We start from the raw sequence: 21,580 nt of genomic DNA, 5'->3' as shown, positions 1-21,580 counted from the left end.
TTTGAGCACTCGATTGACTTAGATGTTTCAATCCCACTTGAGTAAAGGTAACGGGCGTAAATTTTCGACATCAAAAGCCAATTTAAACTTACCCGTATCGTCTAGCAGCTTAAGCTCTAAATAACTGATACCTAAGTCGTGATCTAACTTTGCCTCGGTTAAGAAGGCTTTGTGATCTTTAGTGGCCTTAGCGATTAAGCCTGAAAATGTTTGATCTTTTGCCGCGATCAAACGTGTCGCCTCAACCTCACCGAGATCATCCGCGCTCACTTTACTCGCCTTTTGTTTCAGCAACTTACCATCGCGGGCACGATATTCAAACCGCGTTATAGAATTGGCCAAGGGATTAATCAACTCAAATTGGTAGACTAATTCACCCTCTTGCTCTTCCATATTAAATTCGGCAATCACGCCGGAGAACCCTTTTTCGATCTGCTGCATAACGCTCAGCGGCGGTACATAGTCTCCACCCGCAAACATCGAATACATGCTCTGAGCCGCAGTTGCGACGCCAGATACCAACATGAATCCTAGCAACCATAGTCTCATGGCTCCTCCATATAAATCAGCTAAGTTTGTATCTTATGAGACAATCAGTTAGAAGTCGATGGGACCAATTGTCCCTGTGCGCGATTCCAAGCCAATCTCCCATAATCTACCACTGGATATAGCATCACACTGCGTTAGCCTTAACTCAGGTTTGGTCATAAATGGAACGAAAATTCCCTTTCAACATCACCTAAGTTATTAGCTTTTAAGCCAAACACTGAATCATTTTGTGGCTAATCTGTTAAGTCTACCTAATACCAGCTGAAACACCGATGGAAACAAGATTAAGCTTTGATCATCTGGGGATTTTGAAGCATGACATTTCCAGTGAAAAACCATAATTTAGCCATTTAAAATCAAGCTGATTGAATTTGAGCGGGTATTTTAGTGCATCTGTGTCGTCAAAAAGTACGATTGGCAAATAGACCGCACTCAACTAAAGTCAGTCTGATAACCAAGCGTCAAGTAATGGCATTTTTTAATCGGAGCGAGTATGAAACCAGTCACACGATGGATAAGCTTGAGCTTGCTACTCGTTGCAGCATTAAGCGCCTACGCCTATGGCAGCGCCACAAGCGCCGTGGCATTTATCATCTTAGGCATGCTGTTGGAAGGAACATTTTGGATTGGATTGCTGGGTAAAAAACGTTATTAGAGTGCGATATCACGTTATTCCAAAATATGAATTTGTTCGGATTTGAGTGCCACTGTGGTTTGCATTCCTTTCGTGAGTGCAAGCTTTTGGGCAAAATGCAGCGAGACTTCGGTGTTAAGTTGTAACTGAGTACCTGTGACATAGCAGATAAGCCGGACCGATTCCCCCATCACCAGCATAGCGTCGATAGTGACATCTAACTTATTAAAACTGCGGCATAAACGTCCGTTAGATATCGAGTTAAAGCGAATGCCTTGGTTGGGGATCACCCAACGCACTTTGCTGCCAACGGCGCGGTCTTTGCCATAGTCGCAGGCGATCAACTGCTCGCCAAACTTAAGCCAAGTGAGGTCTTTTGTGCTGTCTTGAAACACCACTTCACCGTCGAAAATATTCCTTAGCCCCATCTGCCGCGCTACCGCTTCATTGCGTGGCCGCGACAACACTTCGAAAGGTGCTCCCTGCTGTAGCATCTTCCCTTGGCTGATCAAAATCATCGAATCGGCTAGCAACAAAGCTTCATTTAAGTCATGGGTAACCATGATCACTGGGCAGAGTAACTGCTCTTTGAGGCGCGCAAGTTCGAGATATAAACGCTCGCGGGTTTCCCGATCAACTGCCGAAAAAGGCTCATCGAGTAATAATACTGAAGGTTCGCGGGCAAGTGCTCGGGCGAGTGCAACACGCTGGCGCTGACCGCCAGATAAATGCGCCGGCAATCTATCGGGTAAACCTTGTAGGTTAACTCGCTCAAGCCAATCTTTCGCGCGTACAATGCGCTCCGATTTAGGGATATGGTCAAGTCCAGCGACTACGTTTTCTAAGGCAGTGAGATTCGGAAATAAGCCAAAATGCTGCGGCATATAACCGATATGGCGTTGCTGCGGGCTTAAGGCGATGCGCGCTTTATCATCAAACCAAGGCCGTTCGCCAAAATGGATTTGGCCCGCATCGGGATGATTTAACCCAGCGATCATGCGTAGCAAGGTCGTTTTGCCACCGCCAGACGGCCCTACTACAGCGAGCACTTCGCCAGCCTTGCAGCGAAAATCAGCGTTGAGTTTAATGTGTTTATGGTTTTGGATCTGACACTGCAGATCAGCGATGATTTGCGCCACGCTGACCTCCTAAACGCCGTGATAAACTGGTAGTCAGCGCCAAAGCCGTTACCGCAAATAGCAATAACACTAATGACATAGTGCCTGCGGCATTAAAATCGAAGGCTTGCACGCTGTCGTAGATAGAAATCGAAATCGTCTTAGTCTCGCCAGCGATATTGCCGCCCATCATCAACACGACGCCAAACTCGCCGAGCACATGGGAGAAACACAACACCAGCGCGGTTAGCACACCCGGCCACACCATAGGCAATTCAATCTTAAGCAATATTTTAAGTCGGCTCATACCACAACAAGCTGCGGCATCGCGGACATCATTCGGCACAGCTTCAAAGGCCCGCTGGATCGGCTGCACCGCGAAAGGGATATTGACGAACACAGAAGCGATAACCAGACCTGAAAAATGAAACACGAGCTGCTGGCCAGTTAGTTGCTCTATCCATTGTCCGAGCCAACTCTGACTACCGAGCCCCACCAGCAAGTAATAGCCAATCACAGTCGGCGGTAGCACTAAGGGCACCATTATCAATGCCTCGACCCAAGATTTGCCGACAAATTGACGATAGGCCAAAGCTCGCCCCGCGAGTATCGCAAGGGGGATCAGCACCAATACTGTGATGCTGCTGAGTTTGACCGATAACCACAGCGCCTGCCAATCCATTGGAATCCTTAACTTACCGGCAAACCAAAACCGTATTGAGTGAATACGGCGCGGGCGGCGTCTGACTGTAGATATTGGTAGAAACGCTCGGCGGTTGAGCTCGCCTTAGGCATTAACGCCATACGTTGATTCAGCGGACCATGGAGATCTGTGGGTAAAGCTAAGTAATGACCGAGAGCTTGAAACTGCGGCGCAATCGCCAGTGATAAAGGAATAATTCCGCCTTGAGTCGAGCCGCTGATCGCAAACTGTGCCGCTTGGGAGGCGTTTTCGCCTAAGATCAACTTAGTTTGCAGCTCATCCCATAACCCGAGTTTTTTCAATAACTCACGGGCGCGTTCGCCGTAGGGCGCATGGTCAGGATTGGCGATCGCAAAGCGCTCTAGCTGACCCGCTGCCAGTAATGCTTTTAGGCCATTGAGTTCGATATCTAGTGCGAGCGGTGAATTTTTAGGGGCGACTAAGGCTAAACGGCCAACGGCATACTGCACGCCCTCGCCTTGGATAAAACCGACTTTGTTCAGCTCGGCAATATAACGTTCATCGGCGCTCAGCAGCATTTCAAACGGCGCACCGTGTTGAATTTGCGCGACAAAATTTCCCGATGAACCATAAGAGACCCGTACTTTGAGACCCGTTTCTGCGGTGAAGTTTTTAACAATGTCATCCAAGGCAAACTTGATATTAGCCGCCGCGGCGATGGCAGGAATCGGCGCATTATCCACTGCGCGACTGGTCGATGGTACAACTGCTAAGCAAAACAGTAATACAAAACCAAGGGAGTGGAAGAAACGGGTCAAACTCTGCATTGGGTCACCTCAGTGCCGTTTTCGCGTTTATTTTGAGCTAGCAAGCTGCCTTGCCACTGCACGTATTTTTGCTGCAACTAATCTTTGTGTTGCCACAGTTTGGCAGCTTGTTCATCGGCATCTTTCGCCTCAACCCAGCTTTTACCTTGCTCGCCCGCTTCTAATTTCCAGAATGGCGCCTTGGTTTTTAAAAAGTCGATTAAGAATTCACAGGCCGCGAAGGCGGCTTTGCGATGGGCGCTGGTTACCCCGATAAACACAATTTGCTCACCTAAGGCCATAGTGCCCACGCGGTGAATCACAGTGACCTTGTTCAGTGGCCAGCGACTGCGCGCCTCGACAACGATTTGTTCTAGCACGGCTTCTGTCATGCCCGGATAGTGCTCTAAGGTTAAGTCAGTCACGGCGGCGCCATCATTAAAATCACGCACTTTACCGACGAAGGTCACTACTGCACCATCGCTATCATCTTGAGCTAACAGGCGATATTCGTCGGCCACACTGAAATCGACTTCTTGCACTCTAACTGCGGGTAATAAACGCATATTAACCTCCGGTAACGGGTGGGAAAAAGGCGACTTCATCACCATCGTTTACTGGCGTATCCCACTGACTGATGGTCTGATTTACCGCTACCAGCAATTTGTCTGAGGTTAATACTTTTGCCCATTTGTCATCGGTGGCGGCCAGCGTCGCACGCAACGCTTCGGCGGTTTGTGTCTGCTCGCTCGCCTCTAGGCTTAATTTAGCTGTGCCCAATAATTCTCGAACTTGAGCAAAAAACAACACGTTAATCATAATCTTCTCTCGTTTTTGATCCGCTAAACTGACTCATCCATAACGCGTCAGACTTAAGTTTGTACAGCTCCAATCAATCGGCAATACATCGAGTGGCTAAAGCCTATGCTGTCAGGCTAAATCTTAAAATGCCCCGACTTGCCACCGCGTTTTTCTAGCAAACGGACTTGAGAAATCACCATATCTTTTTGCACGGCTTTGCACATATCGTAGATGGTTAACGCCGCCACTGAGGCCGCAGTTAAAGCTTCCATCTCTACGCCTGTTTTGCCTGACAATTTGCACAGACTGGTGATACGCACGCGGTTATGTTCAGGCTGCGCTTCTAAATCGACTTCAACCTTAGTCAACATCAGCGGATGACATAACGGGATAAGATCTGAGGTTTTTTTCGCGGCTTGAATACCCGCAATACGTGCAGTGGCAAACACATCCCCCTTGTGGTGGCTGCCGCTCATGATCATCTCAAGTGTCGTGCTCGCCATTTCGATAAACGCTTCGGCACGGGCTTCACGCTCGGTGACGGCTTTTTCGGTGACATCGACCATATGGGCGTTGCCATCGGCATTAATATGGGTAAATACATTGCTCATTGGAGCGATCCTTCCGTTTGAGGTCAAAACAAAGTGCAAGGGAAATTGGGCTTATACTCGCGCTAAATCGGCGGCGGTGAAGAACCTAAATACGGGCTAGCCACCAATAGAGGCGAGATGCTGAGTGACACCTGTGATGCCTTGATGCAAATAATGGGTTTCTTTCTTCTGGGCTAATTGACCGTGCAAACGCTCAATTAATTCCGCTTGTTGACTGGAATGCTGTAGCAGATCACGTAAATCGACACCGGATTCGGTAAAGAGGCACAAGTGCAACTTACCCTTAGCAGATACCCGTAAACGGTTACAGGTAGCACAAAAATTATTGGCGTAAGGCATGATCAAACCGATACGGCCTTGATAATCGCTGCGGCTAAAGTTTTGCGCTGGACCATCATCGGCGCTCGGCGTATCTAATTGCCAACCATCCGCCAGTAACTGCGCTTTAATGTCAGCGCCAGCTAAATGGTGTGCTTCAAAATACTCACGACCAAGACCCGTTTCCATCAGCTCGATAAAACGCAGGTCGATTGGCGTGTGTTTAATCCAGTGTAAAAAACGCGGTAAATCTTTATCGTTTAAGCCTTTAAGCAGGACGGCGTTGATTTTTACGCGCTCGAAACCCGCCGACAAGGCGGCATCAATCCCCCGCATCACTTCATCGAATTTATTCTCGCCAGTGATCTGGTAAAACATTTTGGGATCTAAACTATCCACGGACACATTGATACGGCGCAAGCCCGCATCGAACCATTCTTTAGCATGCTTTTCGAGTCGATAGCCATTAGTGGTCGTTGCTATGGTTTGAATGCGCGGGTTATCGGCGACGACACGTATGATGTCGGTAAAGTCTTTGCGCAGGGTAGGTTCGCCGCCTGTAATGCGGATTTTTTGGGTGCCGACTTGGCTAAATGCAGAGACTAAGTTTTCTATCTCATTGAGAGATAAAAATTTTGGTTTACCTTCTGGATGATAACCATCAGGGAGGCAGTAACTGCATTTGAAGTTACAAACGTCAGTGACTGACATCCGTAAATAGTGAAATTTTCGACCAAAGCTGTCTTGTAATTGAGACATGATCACCTTTCCAAGTGTGGGAGGTGAGAGCATTTCTTATCCCACCCCGGTGGCATTATTACCACGGCTACACCTCCATATCTTTCGACTTAGGTAGGCAAGCTCGGAGAACCGTCGTCGGTGATTATAGGCCGAAAGTACTCACTAGCTATACCCCTAAACAGGTATTTATTAACCTAGATCACGCTAGCGTGAATAATCTGTGACAGTCCTCACCTAAAGATTTGTATTGAATTAGACTAAACAGCAGCGTAATCCACTGTGACCTTATCTTATTTTCAGGTAAGGTGGTACAAGCAATAAAACGCCCGTTTACAAACTACAACACTCGATAAAAATCGGGGAAACGTGAAGGAAGAGGTGAACTGATGGAACGCGAATCAATGGAATTCGATGTTGTTATCGTCGGCGCAGGTCCAGCAGGCTTGGCCACCGCGTGTCGATTAATGCAAATATCACAGGATTCAGGTAAAGAAATTACCGTCTGTGTGGTCGAAAAAGGCTCAGAAGTGGGCGCGCATATTCTGTCAGGCGCAGTGTTCGAGCCAAAAGTGCTGGACGAGCTATTCAGCGACTGGCGCGAGAAAGACGCCCCAATAAAAACCGCTGTCACCCACGACGAAATCTACCTACTCAGCTCAGCCACCGACGGCAGAGTCATGCCTAATGCTTTTGTGCCAAAAACCATGCACAACGACGGCAATTTTATTATCAGCGTTGGTAATCTGTCCCGCTGGCTTGCCAATCGCGCAGAAGAACTCGGGGTCGAAATATTTCCCGGCTTTGCCGCCAGTGAGTTGCTATTTAATGCCGATAACAGCGTTAAAGGTATTTTGATTGGCGATATGGGCGTGGGCGCCGATGGTGAGCCAAAAGACAGCTTTATGCCCGGCATGGAACTGCATGCTAAATATACTGTTTTCTCAGAGGGTTGCCGCGGCCACTTAGGCAAGCAACTGATCGAAAAATACCATTTAGATAATGGTAAAACACCCCAGCATTACGGCTTAGGCTTCAAAGAAATTTGGAAAGTCCCCGCCGAGCAACACGAGCAAGGCAAAGTGGTGCACACTGGTGGCTGGCCATTAACCGAGGGCGCGTCGGGTGGCGGCTTTCTGTATCACATGGAAGACAACCAGATTGCGGTCGGTCTCATTATCGATTTGAACTACAAAAATCCGCATCTGAGCCCATTTGACGAATTCCAGCGCTATAAAACCCATCCTGTGATTGCAAAGTATTTAACCGGCGGCGAACGCCTCAGTTACGGCGCCCGTGCGATTACTAAAGGCGGCTTGAACTCGCTTCCTAAGATGAGCTTCCCCGGCGGCCTGATCATCGGCTGTAACGCTGGGACTTTGAATTTCGCGAAAATCAAAGGCACTCACACTGCGATGAAGAGCGGTATCGTTGCGGCAGAAACCTTAGGCAAAGCCATGATGGCGGGTGTAGAAGGCGGTAAAGATCTCGACTGTTACCAGACTCATATCGAAGAAAGCTGGCTGCATGAAGAACTGCATAAATCGCGCAACTTTGGCCCTGCGATGCATAAGTTTGGTACCTATTTAGGCGGCGCTTTCAATTACATAGATCAAAACTGGTTTGGTGGAAAGTTCCCGATCACGCTACGTGATGAACACCCAGACTATGCACAAATGGCCTCAGTGAGCGCTTACAGCAAGATTGATTACCCAAAACCCGATGGCAAGCTTAGCTTCGATAAACTGTCCTCAGTGTATCTGTCGAGCACTTATCATGAAGAAGACCAGCCTTGCCATTTACGTCTTAAAGACAGCAGCATTCCACTGGGCATCAACCTGACTCAGTTTAATGAGCCAGCACAACGTTACTGTCCAGCTGGTGTGTATGAAATTGTCGAAGAGGCGGGTCAGCCTAAATTTGTAATCAATGCGCAAAACTGCATTCACTGCAAAACCTGCGATATTAAAGATCCTAGCCAAAACATCACTTGGGTTACGCCGGAAGGCGGTGGTGGTCCTAACTATCCCAACATGTAATTAGTTGCCAACAAATGTTAATAACGGCGCTCAATAGAGCGCCTTTTTTTCACCTTTGACACAAATATCTCACTTTTTTTGCTTGCCCTTAGCTACGACATTAGCCACAATTGCCACACAAAAAAGAGTTCGTTTTCAATCACCATCTCATTTCCATCTATACTCTACATAATTAGATCTACTGCAAGACCAACGGGTTAAGCCAAATAAGTTTTTTATACGCTGTTTTATTCGGCATTCGGCCTAGACTAAGGTTAACTTTTCACATTCCTGTCCGATAATCTTTTACCGTACAAGAGTGCGTTGACCGATAACGCAAAACAGTCCAACACAGGCATATTGATATTTATGATATTTAATAACCTCACCATTAAGCAGAAAATTCTGCTAACAGTGACATTTGCAGTACTGCTGTCGACCATACTCGTCGGCGTATTAAGCCAACGTAGCGCTAAAAATGTCGTACAACAACGGATGTTAGGTTCGGAACTGCCGAGTTTGATGATGCAGATCCGCAATAAGATCGATCTCGACATCTCCACTTTAATGAATGCTGCAGAGCAATTGGCCAGCAGCCGCATGTTACTGCAATGGCTCGAAGACGGCAGACCACAGGCCCAAGAAACCCAAGTGGTTGCCCAACTGAAAGACATCACGCGTCAATATAAGCTAGCGCAAGCCTCCTACGCCGACAGACAAACTGCCGCCTACTACACTCAGGATGGATTTTTGCGCGTGCTAACCCCAGCGCAGGATGGCTGGTTTTTTGGTTACCGCGACAGTGGCCAAGAACGTATGTTAAACGTATTCACTGAGGCCAACGGCGAAGTCAAACTCTTCATCAACTACCAGCAACCCAATGGTCGCGGCTTAGTCGGGCTAGCTAAATCACTCGATGATATGGTGCGTTTACTGAGTTCATTTAAGATTGAAGAAACAGGATTTGTTTACTTAGTGGATGCCAAGGGAGAAGTGAAACTCCACCCAGATACGAGCCAAATTGGTAAGAGCAACCTAAGCAACTTATACAAAGATGCGAACTCAAGCGCCTTACTAAACCGCGGTGATTTCAATCTGATCAATACCAAGATCAATGGCGAAAACATGCTGGTTGCCAGTAGTTATATCGCATCTATGGATTGGTACTTAGTGGCACAAGTGCCAGAAGCCGAAGTGTTTGCGCTATTAACCGAAGCGGCTTATCAGATCTTAATCTGGACACTGTTGATTGCAGCGGGCTTTATCGTCCTCGCTATCGTTGTTGCAGGATCTGTGAGTCGTCCCATTGCCCAAGTTGCCGCTATGTTCCGCGACATAGGCGAAGGTGAAGGTGACTTACGCCAACGCTTACCCGTCAATGGTGAAGATGAGATTGCGCAACTCGCTAAGGGATTTAACAGCTTTATCAGCAAGATCCAAGATTCGGTCATCGAAGTGGCGCAAACCAGCGAACAGCTCGGTTTCTCCGCTAAGGATGTGTCGAATCAGGCACAGCAAACCTTAGAAGACAGCCACGAGCAGAAAGATCGCACTATGATGGTGGTAACAGCCATTAATGAAATGGGCGCGACGGTTAACGAAATTGCCAGTAATGCTGCCCAAGCAGCGGTTGCAGCAAGAGATGCTGACACTGAAGCCAGCAGTGGCCAAGTTGTGGTAACCCGTGCCCGCGATACCATTAACCAATTGTCAAAAGACGTTGGCCAAGTGGGTGAAGTGATTGAGTCCCTCGCGACCCACACTAAATCCATTGGTGGGATTTTAGATGTGATCCGCGCTATCTCTGAACAGACAAACTTGTTAGCCCTCAACGCGGCAATTGAAGCGGCACGTGCCGGTGAAGCTGGACGCGGTTTTGCTGTCGTCGCCGATGAAGTACGTAACTTAGCATCACGTACCGCAGCATCGACCAATGAAGTGCAAGGCATGATCGACAAGTTGCAATCTGAAGCCAGCCGCGCAGTGAATGCGATGGCCCAGAGTCGTACTCGCTCCCATGAAGGTGTTGTGGCCGTCGATGAAGCCAGCAAATCGTTGATTGGTATTAGCGATCGCATTGGTCTTATCAGCGACATGAACATCCAAGTTGCTGCGGCAACGGAAGAACAATCCACAGTTGTAGAGGACATCAACCGTAACGTCACAGAAATCAACGATATTACTCAGCGTACAGCCAATACTGCACAAGCGGCAGCACAGGCGAGTTTAGCCTTGAATCAACTGTCACACCGTTTAGATACCTTAGTGGCCAAGTTTAAGGTGTAAAACCTTAAACTTACACCATAAAAAAACGCCTTAGATGGAAACATCTAAGGCGTTTTTCTTTAATTCAATGAGGCGATTAATCCATAGCAATAAATTTAATCGTTAATGGATATTTATATACCTTACCCTCACTGGCCTTAATAATCGCCAGCACAGTGCACACCAAATCGAATATGCCGAGTATGGCTAAAAAGATAAAACCTATCCCGACCAAAGCGAGTACGCCGCTGATGATCACATAAATCAGCAGGCTCAATTTAAAGTTCAAACAACTGCGGCCACATTGATCGACAAATGCGGACTCTTCACGCTTCATCAGCCAGATAATCAAAGGACCAAGAATCGAGCCCAGCGGCACTAGGTATCCAACAAAGCTTGAGGCGTATACCAACAAGCCAAAATCTTTATCACTTTTTGTAACGGGTTCAATCATAAGGTCATCCCTGTTTTATCATTATGGATATAAATACTTATTTACCGCTCGGCCCACATAATACCAATCACATTAAATATCTAATCAGTTCAGAGCCTCACAGGCATCTCAATCCAAGGCGCATTGACGCAGAAATGGTTATTCCCTTTTAAGGCAATGCAACACGGGAGTGGGATGCCTGTGAGGCTCCCGAAGGGCGGGTTTCAATGCGCTTTATACTGCGTTCAAGGCTTTCGACAGAGCACCACTATGCCTTCAAGCCTTCGCCTTGTCTAAAGCGCGTTGAACTCCCGCTGAATGAACAGATATTTAATACGATTGGTATAAGCGCATTTGCCAATCTTCCACTGTCTGTGATGCTAAGCGCCGTTGTAGGCTATTCACCCAACTCTGCGCTAATCCCTCGCAGCAAGCTAAACGATCATAGCCGCTGGCATTAAACGTTGGCGAAAAATAGAGTGCCATAGCCTCGGCGACACTGATGTCCGTACGGCGCTCAACCAGTTCAATCTTATCGTTTAACTGAATAATCCCAGGCGTTAATACTCGATAAAACCAACCACATAACTGGCTCTGCTGCATGGCGAGGGCAAATTCTTTGTGCCCAAATTGCAGATTCAACTTAAAGCAAGGTGAACGCGGCTGAGTGACCTGCACTGTTACGGCGCCAATTTGTAAGATATCACCAATATTAACTTGGGTTTCGTTTAGCCCAACGGTACTGATGTTCTCTCCCATGCTGGGCGCATCTTCGAGTTGAGTGATTAAATCCCAACGACGATATTGGCCGTAATGCTCGCGGGAAAAATGATGTAACACGCGATCGAGTCCGCCATGATGTTTAGGATCGGCCTGCGCATCCCCTTCAACATGGCTGACATGCACTAGCAGTTGTTGAGCAGCTTGCTTGCCATCAATACCTGTGGCGACACCTGCCATTTCCTGCAGATGCGTACCTAAATACAATCCAGATAACTTATTGATCAACAACTTTGACATCTGTAACCCCCAATCCATAACCCATCTCGCATTACCGCCAGAGTGTAAACCGCGATACGCCAGTAACACAATCAACTCACTCAATAACTCATAAAAGTAGGCGACATCTTGCCACCAATAAGCACGGGGCTGAATCTATGAATGATTTAACACCACTTGATTTCGACCGGCTTCCTTAGCCTGATACAAGGCCAGATCGGCACGCTTGATCAGATCTTCTGCAGGCTCTTGCGCCTGATGCTCGGCGACGCCGATACTGGCAGTAATAGAAATATGTAATCCATTCACTTTAATTTCCCGCTGAAAAATAAGCTCACGGATCTGTTCAGCCAGTTCTGCCGCTCGGGTTAAATCCATCCCCGGAAGTAAAATCAAGAACTCCTCGCCGCCCCAACGACATAAAATATCCTGTTGCTGCAGCGCGCCACGCAGCATATTCGTCATGGTTTTTAATACTAAGTCACCAATCCCATGCCCATAGCTGTCGTTCACTTTTTTAAAGTGGTCAATATCCAGCAAGAGTATTGAAATCGGCGATTGTGCCAACTTAGCCTTATCTAACGCCTGCCTAAAGTACTCATCAAATACCTGACGGTTAGCGGCGCCAGTAAGCTTATCGGTAGACGCCATGACTTCTAGTTTGCGCTGATAACGACCTAAGGTCATGTTGGAGATGAATAAAATCCCTAGGGTCACCATTAGGCTTAAGCCCAAGTTGCCCCAAAAAGTATTCAGTAACTCCCGCTCCTGAGGCGCATCTTCCTGCTCAACAATCAAATACCACTTAAATTCAGGGACTAGACGGCTGTTGAGATAAACGGTTTTACCATTTCTCTGGTAGCTAAAAGCCGCACTTGGACTGGTTAAAATACGCGTCGCTAAATTTTCAAGCCCGGGACTGGTTTGCAGCGAATCCGCACCATCATATTCATCGCCATGCAAAGTGACATTGCCCTGCCGATCGGTAAAGAACACACGACGGTTATAACGTTTTTGATAAAGCTCGATGAGAGACTTAACCTTTTCAACCGCCAAACCCACACCGGTAACGCCTATAAATTTGCCTTCAAAATCAAAAACTTTATAGTTTACGAATACGGTTGTTTTACTGCGGTCCGCCGTATCAGCATCAATATTGACCTCATAATGCTCAGATTCGGGTAAAGAGCGCACTCGAAAGTACCAAGCATCATCGGGCTCAACATCTTGGATTTGTTTTAAAATGCCCGTGGAGTGGTAATAATGCCGACTTTTCTCTGACACAAAAAAACTGGTGACTGTATCGTATTTCTCTTGGATTTCCTTAAGGTAACGGATCAGTTTTTCTGGCTCTTGCTCGTGGCTTAATGTCCAATCGCGAACAAAAGTATCCTGCGCCATCAAGGATGAAATAAAGATAGGTCGCAGCAGGTCCTGTTGAATTTCTGAGTAAATATTGTCACTTGTGAGCGGGAGGGTATTACTCTCGATTTGTTGACTCAGTGAGTCATGGGCCACCTTGTAACTGATACCACTGGTCACTAAAAAGGCGACTAAAAGCAAAACAGAGAGCAGCCAAATAAATTTATTCTTATCATTCCAAGCGTTATTGCCCATTCTCAACTCCAAAGACTACAGAACACCTTGAGTGGCTTATTATTTTAATGTCACGATAACTATTTTAGTTGAATAAATGTTAACGCAATTGCGCCATGGCCGCACAACATTTCAGCTTTATGAATGTTCTGCAATGGAATAACTTTATTTTGAGCAAAAAAATGCCTCGTTGGGGAAACGAGGCAAAAAACATACTAACCAATAAATGGGAGAAAAGCACAAGAAAACGTTAAGGGACAAGAGCTATGCGCCACAAGACATACTCTAGCAAGACCGTATGACAGAAAGATGACTCAAACTGCTCATCCGCAGATTTATCATGCAATTTGCTTCGCCTCTAAATACTGTTTCAGTGCCTCACCCGGAATAGAACTATCGGTTGCCACCGCAAATGCCGCCCAAACAGCGCCTTCAGCCATCGCCTCGGTAATCGACTGACCAGTGCATAGACTATGGATAAGTCCCGCCGCATAGGCATCACCAGCGCCTGTGGTATCAACAACAGTGGCAGGGATAGCTGCGACATGCTGCACTTGATCGTGCGTGTAAACCTTAGCCCCATTGATGCCATCGGTGACAATAAAGTAACGCAAACCCTCACCGCCAATGCTTTTACCATATTCCCAAGAGGCGCCATCACAACGCCCTTGGATATCACTCATAGATGCCAGTAAAATATGACAAGGTCTCTGCCTGTCATCTTTGGCTAATTGCGCGACCACAAGACAATGTTCCAAGGCTGTCTTTGCCCAACTGACCGAACCCTCAGCGGAAGTATTAAAATACAGCGCGTCCCATGGCTGCCATTTCGGCGGCACTGATAACTCAAATATGGGTCTTTGTGGCCGAATAATCGTCCGTTCACCATCTGGCGTCATCACGAGTAACATTTCGCAAGTGTTACCGGCTCGGCGCTGCACTAAGCGGCAATCGAGTCCTTGAGTGCTGGCTTCTGCAATGAGCCAATCTCCCATGTCATCACGGCCAACTTGACTCACCAATGCGACGCTATGCCCTGCCCAAACTAAACCTAATCCGGTATTTGCCCCGCCGCCACCGAGCCTTTGTCCACCATCTTTATAATGGAAACGCCCACCTGTTTTTAAAGGTTTATCAAGCAGTAAAATCCGATCACAGTTGAGATTGGCAACTAACAGAATATTCGCCATTACACGGCTCCAAAGGGCAAAGAAGACTCAAGGCCAGAAGATGAAAACAAAGAAATATCAATCTAGAGCAAAATGCTCACAGGTACAATCCAATCATCAAGATAGCAGCACCATCAGGCTATGGCTGACGCCTGTGTAAGCATTTGTCCCGAATAAGATAAGGAAAAAAGTCCATCACCATACGGTAAAACTGACTGTGTCAGCTCAACCCTCTGTTTAAAATAGATTTCTATATTGCATGACGCCCAACGGCATAAATGCATACAACAAACTTCAAACCAGCTCAGTTAAATAGCAATAACTGTCGTTAAAATATGTGAAGTGAATAAGGAATTAAATTTATGAATGGAATCAAACGCTATGCTAATGGAAAGATGGGATACCGCTGAAGAAAAAGCTGAGCAGCTACGCCGTTATCAGCTCTGCCTTGATGAGTTTAATGAGTTAGATTTTCACGATGTGTATGTCGCAGAAATTAAAAAAGAATACCAACAACTTGCAGATCTAGTAAAAGTGCAGTCAACGTCGGATCCCGAGCGCTAACTGCACTTACTTATTTAGTCACTTAACCATAAATCTTCAATTACTTTATTGGCGTCAATGGTGATAAAGACGCAAATTGTACTGCCAACGTCCAATCTGTGATAACCATATCTGACGGCTGCCAACTGTCATCAACCCACTCATAAATCAATCCTGGATTTTCCTCAGCATTGACTAACAAACGCCGTCCATCTTGCAATACCAGCGTATAATCGAGCCCCTGTGCATCGACACTTTCAATGTCCCCCAAGACATTATGTTTAATGGCCGAAATGGTTCCCGTTGCCTTAGCGGCATCGCTCCCCTTTGCACCGCTGTAAAACGTTAACGCCTCGTTTGCGACAGTCTTATGAAAGACAAACTCCTCAGTCACACCTACTACGATCGATTGATCAAGTTCGTACCAGGCGGGTATCCATAATGCGTTAATTGTCATCCCGTTATATCCTGCATAATAATTTTACGGACGGGATCATTCTGCCTTAACCCCGACAGAGAAAATACTCTTCAGGGATAAAATAATTTAGCCTAAAATCTACTTGTAAGAAAACGATTCAAATTTAATCTAGTTGAAACTAAGTTAAGAGCCCAGATCTAAGCCAAAATGGCTTATCTCTAAACCATTGTGTACATATCCACTTTTGGCCTGTACTGACTTCGCAGCCACGATGTAAAGACGATATCAAAGTTCGCCCATTACAATCTACATTATCAAAAACTAAGACCGAACCAGCCTTAGGATGCACTTGAATATATGGCGCTTTAAACTCCGTCTCCCCACCAGTGAAATCATCATTTAGGTACAGTATCGCAGTACGATTACGCTGACCAAATTGCTTTAGTTCTGATTCAATTGTCGGTGTGTGTGCATGTATTGCATCATAATGCCATTTGTAAAATTGCCCAACCTCATAGCGTAAAACGACCATAGGCTCAGCAAATGCTAGGTTTGTCCCAGAATAGTGCGCAACGACTCTTTCAACACACGCAAATACTAAACTAGCATTAGGTATTTGTGTCGGGAAGTGAGTGTTATTGCGAATATCAAATTCAACACTTCCTTTTCCTTGATGACCATAAACAGTGATGGGATGTAAATGAGGTAATGAAAGAGTTTGTATCTCTTGCAGCATTTCAATGGGTAGACAAGTTCGATAAGAAGAGGCTACACCCTGTTGCAATTCAGATACTACCGTTTGTTGTTCAAACTTGAGTACAAAAGAAAAAATGGCTATCGCATCTAAATGATTGTCGTGATCAAGATTAATTTGAGGAATTAACTGGAAATATAAATTCCTCAATGTCAACTCTGCAGCTTCATCCATAACTGACGTATAACTTTGCCAAAATGATCTTAAGAAAGTTAGCTCTTCTAACTTCCATTTAGCGGCAAAAAACAGCACAGTTGCTAATTCTCGTTCCGATGCGGCACTGCGAAAGCAATGTACAAGCCAAAATCTAACGAAATCAACCGATTCCTGAGCTGACCGGAGAACCCACTCCTCGGGCAACCGATTAAAATAACGGTCTTCTAGTAATCGAAAAAATAGCTGCTGCATATATCAAATACCTAAAAAATTAGCGAAGCATAGATCATACATCTCCAAAATCCACCAAAAATAACATTTAAGCAACAAAACAAACACGTCTGTGTGCGGAAAAAGAATTAATAAGCAGTTAATAATAAATCACTTTGTAACTCGAACTATTACTTAAACATACCCTCAATGTTGTTTACTAAAGAAGGCTATTCCCCCACATTTGAAGCTTTAAACTCACGCCACCTTTCTGTTACTTTGTCAGGGGTCGATAGATAAGAACACACATTAAGCTGACAAAGTGATCCTGAGCCCAGTAATCGCGTATAGAGTCACACACGATAGATTCATGTTCCCATGCTTGCACCGCAGGCCGATAAATACGGAGTTTACTTGCCTATGGATAAGCCCATAACGCAACCCCCTCAAACCCTTAAGCTAATTGGTGAAACTGAGGCAGGAAAGCGTCTAGAGCTTAAGCAGTACTTTAATCAGACATGGGCTCTGTACGAGTCACTGTTTGATTTGATCCAAGAAGATAGCGCTTATTACCTCAAAGCCGAGCCGCTGCGCCATCCGTTGATCTTTTATTTTGGCCATACGGCCACTTTCTATATCAACAAACTCAAACTCGGCAAATTTCTCGACGAACGGGTAAACGATAACTTCGAATCCATGTTTGCCATTGGTGTTGATGAGATGTCTTGGGACGATCTGAACGAGCAACATTACCCATGGCCGAACGTGGCAGAAGTGCGCAGCTATCGCCAACAAGTTAATGCTGTCGTCAATCGCGTGATTGATGAAATGCCGCTGGCGCTGCCGATCACTCAAGACAGCCCAGCTTGGATCATTTTGATGGGCATTGAACATGAGCGTATTCATTTAGAAACCTCATCGGTGATCATCCGCCAACTGCCATTGGAACATGTCGCGCCCAACAGCCTCTGGGCTGCGTGCCAAGACTTCGCCGCCGCCGAAACCAACCGTTTACTGGCAGTAAAAGGGCAGAGAGTGACCTTAGGTAAAACTGAACAAGATCAAACCTACGGCTGGGACAACGAATACGGCCATGAAATCTTTAATGTTGCCGACTTTAAGGCCTCTGAATTCTTAGTCTCGAATCAAGAGTATCTCGCATTCGTCGAAGCCGGCGGCTATCGCTCACCACAATTTTGGAATGAAGAAGGTCAAGCTTGGCTCGCTTACACCCAAGCTCAAATGCCGCGCTTTTGGCGCTTAAAACAAGATAAATGGTGGCAACGTAACTTAGCGGAAGAAATCCCGCTGCCATTAAACTGGCCTGTAGAAGTGAATCAACTTGAAGCTAAGGCATTCTGCAATTGGAAAACCGAGCAAAATCAAAGCAACATTCGCCTACTGACGGAAGCCGAATGGTACATCTTACGCGAGAATGTGCCCGCCGATGCGCCCGATTGGCACGAAGTGCCGGGCAATATTGCTTTGGCTTATTACGCCTCTTCTTGCCCAGTGAATCGCTTCGAACATAATGGCTTTTTCGATATTGTCGGTAATGTTTGGCAATGGACAGAAACCGCAATCGATGGCTTTAATGGTTTTGCAGTGCATCCGCTCTACGATGATTTTTCGACTCCAACCTTCGATGGTAAGCATAATCTCATCAAAGGTGGCTCGTGGATCTCCACAGGTAATGAAGCCATTGCTTCGTCACGCTATGCGTTTCGTCGACATTTTTATCAACACGCTGGCTTCCGCTATGTGGAATCCACGCAAAATCCCGCCCAAATGGCCGAGGTCAATGTGTACGAAACTGATGAACTGATTTCCCAATACCTTGAATTCCACTATGGCGCCGAATATTTCGGGGTTGCTAACTTCTGCGTCAATGGCGTGCAGCAAGCACTCAGTGAAATTCAACTCACCCATACCGCCAAAGCCCTCGACATCGGCTGCTCCGTAGGTCGAGCGAGTTTTGAACTGGCAAAAGTGTTTGATCATGTTGATGGTATCGACTTTTCAGCACGCTTTATTCAACAGGCCTATGCCCTAACTGAACAAGGTGAAAAACGTTACACCATACGTACCGAAGGCGATTTACAGGAATTTAAGAGTGCGAGTCTGGCTAAACTTGGATATGAGCTTGAGGCGAAAAAAGTCAACTTTATGCAAGGTGATGCCTGTAATTTAAAGCCAATGTATACATGTTATGACTTAGTTTATGCCTCGAACCTTATTGACCGACTGAACGATCCTAAGCACTTTTTAACCAGTATTGCCCAGCGAATTAATCAAGGTGGATACCTTGTTATTGCTTCGCCGTACACTTGGCTGGAGGATTATACGCCGAAGGATAAATGGCTCGGTGGTGTTAAAGTCAAAGGAGAGAACTTCACCACCTTAGATGGCTTGACCGAAACCTTGATCGGCCAATTTGAGCTAGTCGCAGTCAAGGAAATCCCCTTCGTCATCCGCGAGACTAAACGCAAATTCCAACATTCTGTCTCAGAAATGACAATTTGGCGTAAGCGTTAATGCTCACTCATGGAATAAACAACTGAAGTCTCAATAAAAATATCCGCCAGAAATCCATTTCTGGCGGATGTGTAACATCCAGCTCAGTCATCTTTGCAGCATCAACTAAGGTTGAACATGGCAAATACAGCGCAAATACCTACACCTTAAACTGTGCCGTTGTTAAACCAAGCTGATTCGCTAACCCTAACAAACTGCGCGTACTCGCTGCCACTTGGCTGATCGCCGCGCTATTTTCTTCCGCCGCCACGCTCAAGCCCGCAATCCCCTGTGCAATCGTTGCTGAAACTGTTGTTTGCTCCTCCGCGGCGGTGGCGGTTTGGATCATTAATGCCTTTAAGGTTTCTAAACGTAAAGCGATGTCATCCACTGCGGCTTGCATGCCATCGGCATCTTCTGCGGTTTTAGAGGCTTCAGTAGTGCAAGTCACACTATGCAGCGCCAACACGCCAGACTGCTGCTGAATGCCTTTTAACACTTGGCCAATATCCTGAGTCGCCAACTGAACCTTAACTGCTAACTGGCGCACCTCATCGGCAACTACGGCAAAGCCACGGCCATGTTCACCAGCTCTCGCCGCTTCAATCGCCGCATTAAGTGACAGCAGATTCGTTTGTTCAGCAATCGCATTAATCACAGCCAATACCGAACCGATTTTCTGACTGTCGGCCTCAAGGCTGCCCACCTGTTGATGAATGGTCGCAAAACTGCTCAAGGTCACTTTCAAGCTTTTACGTGTACTGGCTAAGTTTTGCGAAAGAATTTCACTCGAATGGGTACAGGCAGACACTTCATCGGAGGATTTAAGCGTATTAGTGCTGATTTCCGCGGCGGCATAACTCATTTCTTCGACTGCGGTTGCTAACATATCGGTTTCTTTCGCCTGCATCTGAATACTGCAATCGGCTTGGGTCATAGCGGCAGAATTTTGTTCTGCGGCGGATTCGAGTTCATGTCCAACGCCCACCAGCTGACTAATGATTTCTTTGAGCTTTGTTTGCATCCGGGCCAACCAGCTCATCAGATGATTATCAGTTTGAACATGGGGCAGATTATGGGTGAGATCCCCAGAGGCGATCATGCTGGTCAAGTTACACATGTCCTCAGGCTCACCGCCGAGTGGCTTCAACACAAATCCTGTGACTAACTTAGCAGCAGCGAATGCCAACACTAAGGCCGCCACACAAACAAATAAACCGATAAATAACATTCTATAGGCAGGCGCAGCGATTTCGCTCACATCAATTTCAGCCATCAAGCCCCATCGTAAGCCAAGTTCAACAACGGGAGAATAGGCAGATAACACCGGATTATGATTGTAGTCATTCACTTGCATCACACCAGTCTTACCCGCCAGCGCCTCTTTCACCGCAAGTGTGTCAACACCATTCTGGGCAACCGTTCCAGCGAAGGAGGCGGTCACAGTGCGATTGTTCGGGTCAAGAAAAGAATCGGAACGCATGCGATTATTGGGGCCAATTAAATAGGTCTCGCCACTTTGTCCCATACCTTCGCGGATCTGCATAACTCGGTTGATGCGGTCGATTGATACTTGAGCCGCCACCACTAATCTTTGCTGGTTGAATTGAATCGACTGACCAATAAATGCTGCCGGTTGACCATTTGAAGGAGCGTATGCGGAGAAGTCTTGCAGTAATACAGTACCAGTCGACCCCAATGCCTTGTTGAATAACTGCGCTAACCCCGAATCATGGTAGGGCCCAGTGCGAAGATTTGTGCCGAAATCCGACTCCTTCGCGGCGGTGTAAAACACAGTGCCGTCATCCCGAATGATGAACAGATCATAGAAACCTAAAGACTTATTTAACGACTTTAAGGTCTCATCAAGGTCGGAGATAGTATCGAGGCTTTTTTGGCTGGCGATCACCGCACTGACGGCCTGCAGGTTATCTGAAAAGTCCTGAAACATACCGACAATCTGTCGCTGCTTGATCTCGCGCACCGCCACTAAACGAGACTGAGCCTCGGCAAATAACTCATCCCGAGCAATGTAAGTCACTATCGCGGTAGCAAATATGAGGGGTAGTAGGACAATCAATAAACTGATCAGCTGAATTTTACGAGTAAAACCCATGGTGAGACTCCTTGTCGCGCTTCGAATTCCATTCATTCACTTTTTGCAAAATTAAATCTGCCCTAAAACTATAGGAGAAGAATCTCAGCTAAACAAAGCGACGCAGACTATTTTCATCAAAAGTTCACCGAAATGCTGCCAACCAATTAT

Annotated in this window: 20 protein-coding genes and 1 riboswitch; of the genes, 5 read left to right on the top strand and 15 right to left on the bottom strand. The window is 46.5% G+C overall.

Annotated features, from left to right (window positions below):
* Positions 1–27: 27 nt before the first annotated feature.
* Entirely contained in the window at positions 28–549 is a 522-nt protein-coding gene (locus tag OX890_RS03660) for a hypothetical protein (protein ID WP_006079762.1), read from the bottom strand.
* 493 nt (positions 550–1,042) lie between these two features.
* Between OX890_RS03660 and OX890_RS03655 the strand changes: the two genes are divergently transcribed.
* The gene (locus OX890_RS03655) at positions 1,043–1,204 is read left to right on the top strand and encodes a hypothetical protein (RefSeq protein ID WP_006086557.1); all 162 of its coding nucleotides are present in this window, start codon (positions 1,043–1,045) and stop codon (positions 1,202–1,204) included.
* A 14-nt stretch (positions 1,205–1,218) separates the two neighbouring features.
* On the opposite strand, the gene OX890_RS03650 is transcribed toward OX890_RS03655, so the two are convergent.
* The 7 genes from OX890_RS03650 to moaA form a co-directional block, all read right to left on the bottom strand.
* Entirely contained in the window at positions 1,219–2,322 is a 1,104-nt protein-coding gene (locus tag OX890_RS03650; RefSeq protein ID WP_126490969.1) for an ABC transporter ATP-binding protein, read from the bottom strand.
* Positions 2,303–2,983, bottom strand: a complete 681-nt coding sequence (modB, locus tag OX890_RS03645) for a molybdate ABC transporter permease subunit (protein WP_011845539.1) — start codon at positions 2,981–2,983, stop codon at positions 2,303–2,305. The genes OX890_RS03650 and modB overlap by 20 nt, the downstream gene beginning before the upstream one ends.
* A gap of 8 nt (positions 2,984–2,991) precedes the next feature.
* Positions 2,992–3,792, bottom strand: coding sequence for a molybdate ABC transporter substrate-binding protein (modA, locus tag OX890_RS03640; protein ID WP_126490968.1), 801 nt, complete (start codon positions 3,790–3,792; stop codon positions 2,992–2,994).
* Positions 3,793–3,869: 77 nt separating this feature from the next.
* Entirely contained in the window at positions 3,870–4,337 is a 468-nt protein-coding gene (gene moaE, locus OX890_RS03635) for a molybdopterin synthase catalytic subunit MoaE (protein ID WP_126490967.1), read from the bottom strand.
* Position 4,338: 1 nt separating this feature from the next.
* Positions 4,339–4,590 carry a molybdopterin synthase sulfur carrier subunit gene (gene moaD / locus OX890_RS03630; protein ID WP_006079756.1) on the bottom strand — a complete coding sequence of 84 codons (252 nt, stop codon included), beginning with the start codon at positions 4,588–4,590 and terminating at the stop codon, positions 4,339–4,341.
* Positions 4,591–4,706: 116 nt separating this feature from the next.
* The gene (gene moaC, locus OX890_RS03625) at positions 4,707–5,183 is read right to left on the bottom strand and encodes a cyclic pyranopterin monophosphate synthase MoaC (RefSeq protein ID WP_126490966.1); all 477 of its coding nucleotides are present in this window, start codon (positions 5,181–5,183) and stop codon (positions 4,707–4,709) included.
* A gap of 96 nt (positions 5,184–5,279) precedes the next feature.
* Positions 5,280–6,260 carry a GTP 3',8-cyclase MoaA gene (gene moaA, locus OX890_RS03620; protein WP_268650103.1) on the bottom strand — a complete coding sequence of 327 codons (981 nt, stop codon included), beginning with the start codon at positions 6,258–6,260 and terminating at the stop codon, positions 5,280–5,282.
* Positions 6,248–6,381, bottom strand: a riboswitch (molybdenum cofactor riboswitch). (Overlaps the previous gene by 13 nt.)
* Positions 6,382–6,628: 247 nt before the next feature.
* Here moaA and OX890_RS03615 point away from each other — a divergent pair.
* Together OX890_RS03615 and OX890_RS03610 are read left to right on the top strand one after the other, a co-directional pair.
* The gene (locus OX890_RS03615; protein WP_268650102.1) at positions 6,629–8,278 is read left to right on the top strand and encodes an electron transfer flavoprotein-ubiquinone oxidoreductase; all 1,650 of its coding nucleotides are present in this window, start codon (positions 6,629–6,631) and stop codon (positions 8,276–8,278) included.
* Positions 8,279–8,626: 348 nt separating this feature from the next.
* Complete coding sequence (locus OX890_RS03610; protein WP_006086544.1) at positions 8,627–10,543, top strand: methyl-accepting chemotaxis protein; 1,917 nt, start codon at positions 8,627–8,629, stop codon at positions 10,541–10,543.
* 76 nt (positions 10,544–10,619) lie between these two features.
* On the opposite strand, the gene OX890_RS03605 is transcribed toward OX890_RS03610, so the two are convergent.
* The 4 genes from OX890_RS03605 to OX890_RS03590 all read right to left on the bottom strand — a co-directional run bounded on the left by OX890_RS03605 (position 10,620) and on the right by OX890_RS03590 (position 14,740).
* Positions 10,620–10,976 (bottom strand): DUF4870 domain-containing protein, encoded by a 357-nt coding sequence (locus OX890_RS03605; protein ID WP_006079751.1) that lies wholly within the window; start codon positions 10,974–10,976, stop codon positions 10,620–10,622.
* A gap of 309 nt (positions 10,977–11,285) precedes the next feature.
* Positions 11,286–11,975: an MOSC domain-containing protein gene (locus OX890_RS03600; RefSeq protein WP_268650101.1), complete on the bottom strand. Its 690-nt coding sequence runs from the start codon at positions 11,973–11,975 to the stop codon at positions 11,286–11,288.
* Between the two features lie 135 nt (positions 11,976–12,110).
* Complete coding sequence (locus tag OX890_RS03595; RefSeq protein WP_006079749.1) at positions 12,111–13,571, bottom strand: sensor domain-containing diguanylate cyclase; 1,461 nt, start codon at positions 13,569–13,571, stop codon at positions 12,111–12,113.
* A gap of 317 nt (positions 13,572–13,888) precedes the next feature.
* Positions 13,889–14,740: a PfkB family carbohydrate kinase gene (locus tag OX890_RS03590; protein WP_268650100.1), complete on the bottom strand. Its 852-nt coding sequence runs from the start codon at positions 14,738–14,740 to the stop codon at positions 13,889–13,891.
* A 360-nt stretch (positions 14,741–15,100) separates the two neighbouring features.
* Here OX890_RS03590 and OX890_RS03585 point away from each other — a divergent pair, with 360 nt between their 5' ends.
* Complete coding sequence (locus tag OX890_RS03585) at positions 15,101–15,283, top strand: hypothetical protein (protein ID WP_006086539.1); 183 nt, start codon at positions 15,101–15,103, stop codon at positions 15,281–15,283.
* Positions 15,284–15,323: 40 nt separating this feature from the next.
* Here the strand turns inward: OX890_RS03585 and OX890_RS03580 are convergent, their stop codons facing one another.
* The gene (locus tag OX890_RS03580; protein WP_011845532.1) at positions 15,324–15,719 is read right to left on the bottom strand and encodes a hypothetical protein; all 396 of its coding nucleotides are present in this window, start codon (positions 15,717–15,719) and stop codon (positions 15,324–15,326) included.
* Between the two features lie 139 nt (positions 15,720–15,858).
* Positions 15,859–16,842: a prolyl hydroxylase family protein gene (locus OX890_RS03575; protein WP_012586504.1), complete on the bottom strand. Its 984-nt coding sequence runs from the start codon at positions 16,840–16,842 to the stop codon at positions 15,859–15,861.
* A 378-nt stretch (positions 16,843–17,220) separates the two neighbouring features.
* Between OX890_RS03575 and ovoA the strand changes: the two genes are divergently transcribed.
* A complete protein-coding gene (gene ovoA / locus OX890_RS03570) occupies positions 17,221–19,335 on the top strand; it encodes a 5-histidylcysteine sulfoxide synthase (RefSeq protein WP_126490962.1) in 2,115 nt (704 codons plus the stop codon).
* 139 nt (positions 19,336–19,474) lie between these two features.
* On the opposite strand, the gene OX890_RS03565 is transcribed toward ovoA, so the two are convergent.
* Positions 19,475–21,430 (bottom strand): methyl-accepting chemotaxis protein, encoded by a 1,956-nt coding sequence (locus OX890_RS03565; protein WP_006086534.1) that lies wholly within the window; start codon positions 21,428–21,430, stop codon positions 19,475–19,477.
* Between the last annotated feature and the right edge of the window lie 150 nt (positions 21,431–21,580).

The organism is Shewanella sp. DAU305 (assembly GCF_026802235.1).
Classification (GTDB): domain Bacteria; phylum Pseudomonadota; class Gammaproteobacteria; order Enterobacterales; family Shewanellaceae; genus Shewanella; species Shewanella baltica.
This window is presented reverse-complemented; position numbering and strand designations above follow the sequence as displayed.